This window comes from Paeniglutamicibacter sp. GQ140 (assembly GCF_059759235.1).
Genome location: NZ_JCAXDW010000016.1, coordinates 67167 through 78011 on the forward strand (window position 1 = coordinate 67167; position 10845 = coordinate 78011).

The window sequence follows — 10845 nt, forward strand, 5'->3', positions numbered from 1 at the left end:
TCACCCGCCGATCTGTCGTGGCGGGGAGAAATCCGTGATGTGGTGTCCACCAAGTATGCGGCGGATCGCCGGTTCCATCACTGGAAACGCTGCGAGCCGCCGCACCTTGGTGGGGGTGCGGCACCTGCATTTCTGCAGGTGCCGCCGTTGGTGACTATTCCCCGAGGGAGACGATCACCTGGGCCGCGCGGAGGATGCGCTCACCCTTCTTGAACCCCGGGCGCAGGACCTGCGCCACGTGGTCCGCCGGGATCTCGGCGTGCGGCTGCTGGATCAGTGCCTCATGCACGTTCGGGTCGAACTCCACGCCGGCCTCGTTGATGCGCTGAAGGCCGAGGCCCTCGAGCACCGCGTCGAGCTTGTTCGCGATCGAGGCGAACGGCCCGTCGACCAGGTCGCCGTGCAGGCGGGCCGCGTCGATGTCATCGAGGACCGGCAGCAGGTTGGTGATGACCGACTGGACGGCGACCTCGCGCGCCACGTCCCGGTCGCGCTCGACGCGCTTGCGGTAGTTGACGTATTCGGCCTGCAGGCGCAACAGGTCGTCGCGCAATTCGGCTTCCTTGTCGCTGACCGGGGTTTCTTCCCCGGCCTCGCTGCCTGCCTCGTTGAGGATGGCTTCGGCCTGGCTCAACGCGTCACCCGAGTCGTGGGCTTCGTCAACGGGAGTGACCTCTTCCTTGGAGGCACCCTCGTCGTGAGTTTCCTCTGACATGGTCGATGCGCCCCTTACTTCTTGACGTTTTCGTCGTCTTCGTCGATGACCTCGGCGTCGACGATGTCTTCGTCGGCGTTCGGTGCCTCGGCGTCGTCGGCCGCTGCTGCGCCCTCGGACTGCGCCTGCGAGTAGATTGCCTCGCCCAGCTTGGTCTGCGATGCCTGCAGCTTCTCGAACGCGGCCTTGACCTCGTCGTCGTTGTCCTGCTTCTCCAGGGCTGCCTTTAGCGCGTCGACGTCGGCCTGGACCTCGGTCTTGACCTCCTCGGGCAGCTTGTCGGCGTTGTCCTTGATGAGCTTGTCGACCGAGTAGGCGGACTGCTCGGCGGCGTTGCGGGTTTCGGCTGCCTCGCGGCGGGCCTTGTCCTCGGAGGCGTGCTCCTCGGCTTCACGGACCATGCGCTCGATGTCGTCCTTGGACAGAGCGGTGCCGCCGGTGATGGTCATCGACTGCTCAACCCCGGTGCCCTTGTCCTTGGCCGAAACGTGGACGATGCCGTTGGCGTCGATGTCGAAGGTGACCTCGACCTGCGGGATGCCGCGCGGCGCCGGGGCGATGCCAGTCAGCTCGAAGGTGCCCAGCGGCTTGTTGTCGCGGGTGAACTCGCGCTCGCCCTGGAAGACCTGGATGGAAACCGAGGGCTGGTTGTCCTCGGCGGTGGTGAAGGTCTCCGAGCGCTTGGTCGGGATGGCCGTGTTGCGCTCGATCAGCTTGGTCATCACACCGCCCTTGGTCTCGATGCCCAGGGACAGCGGGGTGACGTCGATGAGCAGCACGTCCTTGCGCTCGCCCTTCAGCACGCCGGCCTGCAGTGCAGCGCCCACGGCGACGACCTCGTCCGGGTTCACGCCCTTGTTGGCGTCCTTGCCGGCCAGTTCTTTGACCAGGTCGACTACTGCGGGCATGCGGGTGGAGCCGCCGACGAGGATCACGTGTGCGATGTCCGCGACCTTCACGCCGGCTTCGGCGATGACGTCCTTGAACGGCTTGCGGGTGCGCTCGAGCAGGTCGTTGGTCAGTTCCTGGAACTTGGCGCGGGAAAGGTGCTCGTCCAGGTGGACCGGGCCGTCGGCGGTGACCGAGAGGTACTGCAGGGAGATGTTGGTGGAGGTGGCCGAGGAGAGTTCCTTCTTGGCCTGCTCCGCTGCTTCCTTCAGGCGCTGCAGGGCGATCTTGTCCTTGGACAGGTCGGCGCCCTTCTGCTTGGCCTGGGCCAGCAGCCAGTCAACGACGCGCTGGTCCCAGTCGTCGCCGCCGAGGCGGTTGTCGCCCGAGGTGGCGCGCACCTGGATGGTGGAGAAGTCGTCCTCGTCCTTGCCGACTTCCAGCAGGGAGACGTCGAAGGTTCCGCCGCCGAGGTCGAAGACCAGGATGAGCTCGTCTTCCTTGCCCTTGTCCAGGCCGTAGGCCAGGGCCGCTGCGGTCGGCTCGTTGACGATGCGCAGGACGTTCAGGCCAGCGATCTCGCCGGCCTCCTTCGTGGCCTGGCGCTCGGCGTCGTTGAAGTAGGCCGGAACGGTGATGACCGCGTCGGTGACCTTTTCGCCCAGGTAGGACTCGGCGTCGGTCTTGAGCTTCATCAGGGTACGTGCGGAGATTTCCTGCGCGGTGTACTTCTTGTCGTCGATGGCGACCGACCAGTCGGTGCCCATGTGGCGCTTGACCGAGGCGATGGTGCGATCGATGTTGTTCACGGCCTGGCGCTTGGCGATGTCGCCAACCAGGACCTCGCCGCTCTTGGCGAAGGCGACGACGGACGGGGTGGTGCGGTTGCCTTCGGCGTTTGCGATGACGGTGGGCTCGCCACCTTCGAGGACGGATACAACGGAGTTGGTGGTTCCGAGGTCAATACCTACGGCACGTGACATGGGGTGCTCCTTCATTACCTTGGGAAAATGAACCAACGTCCAAACCGGATTCAACCGGTTGAGCGTTCTGGACTCAAGTTTACTCGGCGGCAAATCGATGTCAATTCAAAGTTGAGTGGATATGGCTCAACTTTGCAAGAGAAGCGCTGATTGATGTCCGAAAAGCAGGAAAGTTCCCCGGAATTACGGGGAACTTGGAGTTTTCTGTGAAAGCCGTTCGCTGATAGAGATCGGCCGGTTCGGGCCTCATACTCCGCCGTGCCCCCCTCGAGGCGCCGGTCCCGTGCGGGTATCGGCACCCGTGGTCGCCGGGGGCCCTCGACACCCCCGCGGCGGGCGGGTCAGCCGCCCAGGACCAGGTCCACTCCCAGGAAGGCGAGCAAGCCGAAGGTGGCGCCCCACAGGATGATGGAAATGATTTGCCAGAAGACGACTTTCTCCTTGGCGGCGCCGAAGGACACCAGCGCGGCGGAGGTGATCTGGCTGGGCAGGATGGTCTGCCCCAGGAGGCTGACGCCGGCGATGCCGTACTTCTCAAAGGCCGCGCGCAGCTTTACGTACTTCAGCGACGGGACCTCCCGTTCCCTGGCGATCTTCCGGCGCACGAGGTGGGCTCCGTTGACCAGCAGGAGCATGGAAGCAACGTTGCCCACGATCGCTGCGAGGATGGCGATCACCGGGTTAATGCCGATGACAACGCCGAGCGCCGCGCCGAAGTAGGACTCGATGAACGGAACGGCAGCCGCCAGCATCACGGCCAGCCACTGCAGGGCGGGAGGAAAATTGGACGTGAACTCCTGCAGTGATTCAATCAAGGCTGTCTCCAAGGTCGTGGGTGTAGTTGCCGCGCGTGCGGGCGTCCTCGGCGACAGGTAATTCGAGTCTTTCGGATCCTGCCGCGCTGATTCCCCAAGGTTATTGGACAGTCCCGCCGCCCCCGCGGATCCTAGGGATGATCTCCCGGGAACCGCAACCCGCCGGATTCAGACGAAGGGATGAAGCCGAAGGGATCCCCCTCATCCCTTAAAGCAGGCTGGGCCCGGGCCCACAACATTCGTTGTGAACCCGGACCCAGCCAATGGCTCAAGCCCTGCCGCGCGCGGCGGCGGGAATGGCCTTAGAAGTTGCGGCCGTTCGAGGCCGGCGACGAGGCGCGGCGCTGACCGCGTCCACGGCCTGCCCCGGTTGCTGCCTCGACCTTGGAAGCTCCCAGCGCTTCGGCGATGGTGTTGCCGCCGCGGGGGCGGGAACCGGCGCCGGAACCCTGGCGCTGGCCCGAGTTGTTGCGGGCCGCTGCCGAACCGCGGTTGGGTACTGCGCTGCGGCGGGCCACGTCGCGGTCGTCCTGGCGCACGTCGGTGCGGCGGTCGGCACGGTTGTCGGTGCGGCGTTCGCCACCGCGCGGAGCCGAGGCGCCGGCACCGCGGTTGTCGTTGCGGCGTTCCCCGCCACGGCCACCGGCAGCGGCGTAGCCACGGCCCTCGCCGCGGTTCTCGGTGCGGCGCTCTCCGCCGCGTCCGGCCGGGGCGTTGCCGCCACGGTTCTCGGTGCGACGCTCGCCGCGGTTTTCCTCGCGGCGCTGTCCCTCGCCTCCGGCGCTCTTGGCGGTGCCGCGGCCGCCGCGGCGGCGGCCGCGGCCGCCTGCTGCGTCCGAGTCGTTCAAGGTGTCCTTGCGGACGGTGGCGGTGCTGCGCAGCTGCGGTGCAACGTACGCAACCGGCTCGGCCCGCTCGCCGACGACGTCGGAAACGACCTGTGCGTTCGGGGTGACCTTGACCATCGGCACCTTCAGGCCCGCGGCCTTGAGCAGCGACTTCACGTCGCCCTGCTGGTCCGGGGTGGCGATGGTGACAACGGTGCCATCCGAACCGGCACGGGCGGTGCGGCCCGAGCGGTGCAGGTAGGCCTTGTGCTCTGCCGGCGGGTCGATGTGGACGACGAGCTCGACGCCGTCGACGTGCACGCCGCGGGCGGCGACGTCGGTGGCCACCAGCACGCGGGCGTCCCCGGCCGAGAACGCGGCCAGGTTGCGGTCGCGGGCGTTCTGGCTCAGGTTGCCGTGCAGGTCGACGGTCGGGATGCCGCACTTGGACAGCCACACGGCCATCTTCTTGGCGTGGTGCTTGGTGCGCATGAACATGATGCGGCGCCCGGCGCCCGAGGCCAGGGTGCGGACCAGTTCCTTCTTGTCGTCGTTGGACACCAGGAACACGTGGTGCTCCATGGTGTTCACGGCGGCGGTCGGGGCGTCGACCGAGTGAACGGTCGGGTTCTCGAGGTAGCGCTGGACAAGCTTGTCCACGCCGTTGTCGAGGGTGGCGGAGAAGAGCATGTGCTGGATGCCGCGGGGGGCCTGGTCCAGGATGCGCTTGACGACCGGCAGGAAGCCGAGGTCGGCCATGTGGTCGGCCTCGTCCAGCACGGAGATTTCCACGCGGGACAGGTCGGCGACGCGCTGCTTGAGCAGGTCCTCGAGGCGACCCGGGCAGGCGATGAGGATGTCAACGCCGGCGTTCAGGTCTTTTTCCTGGCGCAGCTGCGAGACGCCGCCGAAGACGACGGCCACGCGCAGGTCCACGGCCTTGGCCAGCGGCTCAACGACCTTGGCGATCTGGGTGGCCAGTTCGCGGGTGGGTGCCATGATCAGGGCACGCGGGAAGCGGGCCTTGCGCGGCTTGGGGTTGGCGGCCAGGCGGGCGACCACCGGAAGGGAGAAGGCAAGGGTCTTGCCCGAGCCGGTCTGGCCGCGGCCGAGCACGTCTCCGCCGTTCAGGGTGGTGGGAAGGGTGGCTTCCTGGATGGGGAATGCGCTCTCGATTCCCTGCGACGCGAGGACGTCGGCGAAGGTTGCGGGCACGCCAAGGGAAGTGAATGAAGGACTCACGTGGTACTTTCTCTCAAAGCTTCGCACGACGGTTTCGGCGCGCGTGGTCGCCGAAGAAAGAGAGAGCCAAGATGGCGCTAGGCGCACATCGACCGGCCGCAAGTGTCTCCCGCGAGGGGAAACGGATCAGGCGGCGGATCGGGAAATCCAGTCTGTCGACGCATAGACCCTCGGATTGCAAGCAGAGTGCTCGCACCTTACCGATCTACAAGTATCCAGCTTAGCAGTACCCGGCCCGCCGCCGAACGAGAGATCCGTTACCTTGTGCGTCCCAGCTTGCTTGGCCACCAAACCTTCGGGCCGATGTCGCGGACCAGCGCCGGAACCAGCAGGGACCGCACGACCAGGGTGTCGAGCAGCACGCCGAACGCCACGATGAAGCCCAGCTGCACCAGGAACATGATGGGGATGATGCCCAGGGCCGCGAAGGTGGCTGCCAGCACCACGCCCGCGGAGGTGATCACCCCTCCGGTGACGGCCAGACCGCGCAGGACCCCCGAACGCGTCCCGTGGTCCAGGGATTCCTCCCTGACCCGGGTCATCAGGAAGATGTTGTAGTCCACACCCAGCGCCACCAGGAACACGAAGCCAAAGAGCGGAACCGAGGGGTCTGCTCCGACGAAGTTGAAGATGCCGTTGAAGACCCAGGCCGAGACGCCCATGGCCGTCCCGTAGGACAGCAGGGTCGTGGCCACCAAGAGCACCGGGGCCAGGATCGAACGCAGCAACAACATCAGGATGAGTAGGATGGCGCCGAGGATCAGCGGGATGATCTTGACCAGGTCCGCCTGCGCGGTGGTCGCGGTGTCGCTCAGGGTGGCGGTGGTTCCGCCGACCAATGACGCGGCGTCCTGCTGGTGCAGCAGCTCCCGCAGGTCAACCAGCGTGGCCTTGGCCGCATCGGAGTCGGCGGCGTCGTCCAGGGTGATTGACATCAGGATGCGGCCCTCGACGACCTGGGGATCCCGGCCGGCTTGTGACAGCGCGGGCCCGCCGTCCGCGGCCTGGAGGTAGGCCGAGGCCACCCCGTCGGCATCCCCGACGGTGTCCAGGAGTCCGCTCGCCTTGGCTTCATCGACGACGGCAAACAAGGGGCTTCCGGTTCCTCCCGGGAAGTGTTCTCCCAGGACGACCTGCCCGTCGCGGGAATCGGTTTGGCCCAGGACCAATTCGCTCTGCGGCACACCCGAGGCCTTGAGCTGGGTCATGCCCAGCGCCCCGGCGGCCAGCACCAGCGCGGTGAGCACCCAGATGGGTCGGGGATGGCGGCCGACAAATCCGGCGACGCGTCCCCACAGGCCAGCGGGCAACGCCTCGGGGGCCAGCTGGAGCTCCGGCTTGGGCATGAATGGCCAGTAGGCCTTCCTGCCCAGCAGCGCCAACGCGGCTGGCAGGAAACTCAGGGCGGCAATGATGGAGAAAACGATGCCGCTGGCTCCGATGGGCCCCAGCGCCTTGTTGGAATTGAGGTCCGAGAAGAGCAGGCACAGCAGGCCGACCGTCACGGTGCCGCCGGATGCCAGGATCGGTTCCACGGAGCGCTTCCACGCCGTTGCGGCAGCCGCCCAGCGGTCCTGCCCGCCGGAGAGGGCTTCCCGGTGCCTGGCCACCAGCAGCAGCGAATAGTCGGTCGCCGCACCGATGACCAGGATGGACAGGATGCCCTGACTTTGCCCGTCGAGGCGGATCCATCCCTCCTTGGCCATGAAGTAGACGGCCAGGATCGCCGCACAGAGCGCGGCAACGGCAGTGAACAATACCGTGAGCGGCAGCAGGACCGACCGATAGACCAGCAGCAGGATCAGGAAGACCGCACCGAGGGCCACGCCCAGCAGCACGCCGTCGATTCCGCCAAAGGCCTCGACCAGGTCGGCACTGAAGCCGGCCGGGCCGGTGACATGGGCGCGGGTGCCGTCGGGGACGAGGGAGTCGAGCTCTGCCCGCAGGGCCTTGACGGCGTCCTCGACCTCGCCGCTGCCATCCAGCGGAACGAGCAACTGGGCGGCCAGTCCGTCTTCGGAGGCGAAGGGGCCGACAATGTCGCCGTCCAGTCCGTCCAGGTTCTTCAGCGATGCCGCCAGTGCCTTGATTTCCCCTTGGTCGATCGCCGATTCGCCGGCTATCACCACCACGGCGGGGATGGCGTCGGAGGTGCGGAATTTCGACTGCCATTCAAGGGCCCGGGTCGCCTCGGCAGTGGCCGGCAGGAACGCCGCCTGGTCGTTGGTCTGCACCTCGCCGAGTTTGCCGAAGGTCGGCCCGCCAACTCCGGCGACGCCCAGCCAGAGGGCGACCAGCACCACGGCAAGCACCGCGCGGAAGACTGCCTTGCCCGTTCCGGGCCGGGGATTCATTCCCCGCCGGGCCGGGCCCGTCCCGGCCTCCATGACTTGATTTCCCACGATCCAACCCCTCGTTGTGCGGGCGGCCTTGCGCCCACCTGCCATTACGTCTCCATCAAAGAGTATTTCCATAATGGAACTATTTCAAGTGGCGGCATAGAATGTTCACCATGGATCCCGCCGCCGCCTTCGAACTCGTCCTGCTACTTCAGCAGTTCGGCCAGGCATCGGACCGCTACGTCGAATCCACCGGGACCCGGCACAAGACCCACCGCACGGATATGAACGCCCTGGCCGTCATCATGCGCTTCGAACGTGCAGGAAACCCTCCGACCCCGGGCGACCTCTCGCGGACCCTGCAACTTAGTTCGCCGGCCACCAGCGCCATGCTGGACCGGCTCGAGCGCGTGGGCCACATCGAGCGCCTGCGCATCGACAGGGACCGCCGCGTGGTCCGGATCAAGATGACCCCGAAGGCGCAGGCCGACGGGCGTGCCATGTTCGCGCCCCTGGCGGCGAGCATGATGGAGGTCATTTCCACCTACACCGACGAGGAAGTGAAGCTGGTTTCCCGCTTCATGGCCGACGCGGCGGCCGGCGTGGACAGGGCACGGAACGCCGCGGAACACCCCTAGCCGCGCTCCCCGGCGAGCGCGGCACGGGCGCAGGTCCCGGAAAGGGCTCCTCCCCCCGGCCCTGCCCGCCGCCTCTGGCCCACAGCGGCGATTCGCACTAGGCTCGTGGCAACCGTCGGCCGAACGCTGGTGCGTTCATGATCGTTGAGGACCAGTCCCCGCCATGACCGAACTCCCCACCACGGGCACGCCCCGTTCCCTTGCCGCCGGATTCGATTCAACGCGCACCCTGGAGTTTCCGCCCGGATTCCGCTTCGGCTCCGCCACCGCGGCGTTCCAGATCGAGGGCGCCGCCCACGAGGAGGGCCGCGAGGATTCCATCTGGGATGCGTTTTGCCGGGTGCCCGGCGCCGTCTTCGGGGGGCACGACGGATCGATTGCCGCGGACCACTATCACCGGATGCCGCAGGATGTGGCGCTCATGGCCGAGCTCGGACTGGACACCTACAGGTTCTCCACTTCCTGGGCGCGCATCAAGCCCGGGGACCGGGCACTGAACCCGCGGGGACTGGACTTCTACTCCCGGCTGGTCGACGAGCTGCTGGGGGCCGGGATCGCCCCGTGGCTCACCCTCTACCACTGGGACCTGCCCCAGGCCCTGCAGGAACGCGGCGGATGGGCGAACCGCGACACCGCCTACCGCTTCGCCGACTACGCCCTGGAGGTGTTCGAGCACCTGAAGGACCGCGTCGGCCAGTGGACCACGCTGAACGAACCGTGGTGCTCGTCCTTCCTCTCCTATGCCGGCGGCGAGCATGCCCCCGGGCACACGGACCCGGCCGAGGCGGTGGCGGCCGCGCACCACCTGCTGCTGGGGCACGGGCTGGCCACCACCGCCATGCGGGAGGTTGCGGGCAAGGAACACCGGCTGGGGATCACGCTGAACTTCACCGTGGCCGACCCGGCGGACCCCGCGAGCGGGTCCGATGTCGATGCCGCCCGGCGGGTGGACGGCGCCTTCAACCGCATCTTCCTCGATCCGATTTTCCACGGCCAATACCCGGCGGACGTGCTCGAGGACATGGCCGGGGCAGGCCTGGAGCGGCACATCCGGGGCAACGACCTGGAGGTCATCGCGGCCCCCCTCGACGTGCTGGGCGTGAACTACTACAACGGGGAACTGGTCGCCTCGGGCGCGCTGCCGCCGGCGACCGCCGCGCCGCTGGTGTTCGCCTCAGAGCGGGGCCTGCCCCGCCGCTCCCCGATCGTGGGCGGCGAGCACGTCAGCAGGGTCTCGCGCGGGCTGCCGCGCACGGCCATGGACTGGGAGGTGCAGCCCGAGGGGCTGGAACGGTTGCTGCTGCGCCTGCAGGAGCTGTACACCGGCCCGGCCGGCATCCCCATGGTGATCACGGAGAACGGGGCCGCCTACGACGACGTTGCGGACGCGGCGGGCTTCGTGGATGACTCGGCGGACCGGCTGGCATTCATCGATGCCCACCTGCGCGCCACCCACCGGGCCATGGAGAAGGGCGCGGATGTGCGCGGGTACCTGGTGTGGTCGCTCATGGACAATTTCGAGTGGGCCTTCGGCTACGACAAGCGCTTCGGGATCGTGCGGGTCGACTACGACACCCAGGCCCGCATCCCCAAGGCCTCCGCCCGCTGGTATGCGCAGGTTGCGGCCTCGCACCGCCTGCCGGCCCGTCCCTAGCGTCGGTTTCCGCATGCTCCCGGCTGCCGCCGGGCTGCCCTAAACTTGAGCGGTGACTCTTTCCCTCTGGCTCTCGCTCCTTGGCGCCTCGACGCTGATCAGTTTCACCCCGGGCGCCGGGGCAATCAACACCATGACCAACTCGCTGAACTCCGGCTTCCGCCGCTCCATGTGGGGAATCCTGGGCCAGCAGGCGGCGCTTCTGGTGCACGTGGTCGTCGTCGCGGCAGGCGTCGGGCTGCTGGTCTCCCGTTCGCCGATGGCCTTTACCGCGATCCGCTACGCCGGCGCCGCGTACCTGGTGTACCTGGGCGTGCGGCTGATCCTGGCCAGGCCGCAGGGGGCGGAGGAGATCGATGTGAAGGGCCGCGAATCGGCGCTCGCGATGTTCCGGCGCGGACTGTGGGTCAACCTGCTCAACCCCAAGGCCATCGTGTTCTTCCTGGCCTTCACCCCGCAGTTCATCCGGCTCGATGCGCCCGCGCTGCCGCAATACCTCATCTTCATCGGAACCATTGTGGCGGTGGACATCGTGGTGATGTGGCTGTTCTTTGCCGCCTCGGCCAAGAGCTTCAGCCGCTTCACGGCCACCGCCCGCGGCCAGCGGATCCTGAACCTCGTCTTCGGCACGCTGTTCATCTTCGTCGCGGCCTTGCTGGTCTTCATCCACTAGGCCCCGCCCCCACACCGGTGGCACGCGCGCCCAAGGGCACAATCCGGTAACCATCGCCGCGAACCGTGTTT

The 10845-nt window shown here is 67.4% G+C and carries 8 protein-coding genes; 3 read left to right on the forward strand and 5 right to left on the reverse strand.

Translation table 11 applies throughout. From position 1 onward, the window contains the following. Positions 1-154: 154 nt before the first annotated feature. From AC6CHY_RS18185 to AC6CHY_RS18205, 5 genes are all read right to left on the reverse strand, one after another. Positions 155-715, reverse strand: a complete 561-nt coding sequence (locus AC6CHY_RS18185) for a nucleotide exchange factor GrpE (RefSeq protein WP_217390171.1) — start codon at positions 713-715, stop codon at positions 155-157. Between the two features lie 14 nt (positions 716-729). Continuing rightward, entirely contained in the window at positions 730-2586 is a 1857-nt protein-coding gene (dnaK, locus tag AC6CHY_RS18190; RefSeq protein ID WP_217390169.1) for a molecular chaperone DnaK, read from the reverse strand. Between the two features lie 341 nt (positions 2587-2927). Beyond that, complete coding sequence (locus AC6CHY_RS18195; protein ID WP_217390167.1) at positions 2928-3401, reverse strand: hypothetical protein; 474 nt, start codon at positions 3399-3401, stop codon at positions 2928-2930. Positions 3402-3703: 302 nt separating this feature from the next. Next, positions 3704-5470, reverse strand: a complete 1767-nt coding sequence (locus tag AC6CHY_RS18200; protein ID WP_217390165.1) for a DEAD/DEAH box helicase — start codon at positions 5468-5470, stop codon at positions 3704-3706. Between the two features lie 257 nt (positions 5471-5727). Then, complete coding sequence (locus AC6CHY_RS18205) at positions 5728-7824, reverse strand: MMPL family transporter (protein ID WP_498227739.1); 2097 nt, start codon at positions 7822-7824, stop codon at positions 5728-5730. 158 nt (positions 7825-7982) lie between these two features. Between AC6CHY_RS18205 and AC6CHY_RS18210 the strand changes: the two genes are divergently transcribed. The 3 genes from AC6CHY_RS18210 (at position 7983) to AC6CHY_RS18220 (ending at position 10774) form a co-directional block, all read left to right on the forward strand. Next, positions 7983-8447, forward strand: coding sequence for a MarR family winged helix-turn-helix transcriptional regulator (locus AC6CHY_RS18210; RefSeq protein WP_498227712.1), 465 nt, complete (start codon positions 7983-7985; stop codon positions 8445-8447). A gap of 163 nt (positions 8448-8610) precedes the next feature. Beyond that, entirely contained in the window at positions 8611-10101 is a 1491-nt protein-coding gene (locus tag AC6CHY_RS18215) for a glycoside hydrolase family 1 protein (protein ID WP_217390161.1), read from the forward strand. A gap of 52 nt (positions 10102-10153) precedes the next feature. After that, positions 10154-10774, forward strand: a complete 621-nt coding sequence (locus tag AC6CHY_RS18220) for a LysE family transporter (protein ID WP_217390159.1) — start codon at positions 10154-10156, stop codon at positions 10772-10774. The last annotated feature ends 71 nt before the right edge of the window (positions 10775-10845 follow it).

Bases quoted from the DNA above. Each gene is read 5' to 3' on its own strand.
- AC6CHY_RS18205 (WP_498227739.1), bottom strand. From the start codon at position 7,824: ATGAATCCCCGGCCCGGAACGGGCAAGGCAGTCTTCCGCGCGGTGCTT.
- AC6CHY_RS18215 (WP_217390161.1), top strand. From the start codon at position 8,611: ATGACCGAACTCCCCACCACGGGCACGCCCCGTTCCCTTGCCGCCGGA.
- dnaK (WP_217390169.1), bottom strand. From the start codon at position 2,586: ATGTCACGTGCCGTAGGTATTGACCTCGGAACCACCAACTCCGTTGTA.
- AC6CHY_RS18185 (WP_217390171.1), bottom strand. From the start codon at position 715: ATGTCAGAGGAAACTCACGACGAGGGTGCCTCCAAGGAAGAGGTCACT.
- AC6CHY_RS18210 (WP_498227712.1), top strand. From the start codon at position 7,983: ATGGATCCCGCCGCCGCCTTCGAACTCGTCCTGCTACTTCAGCAGTTC.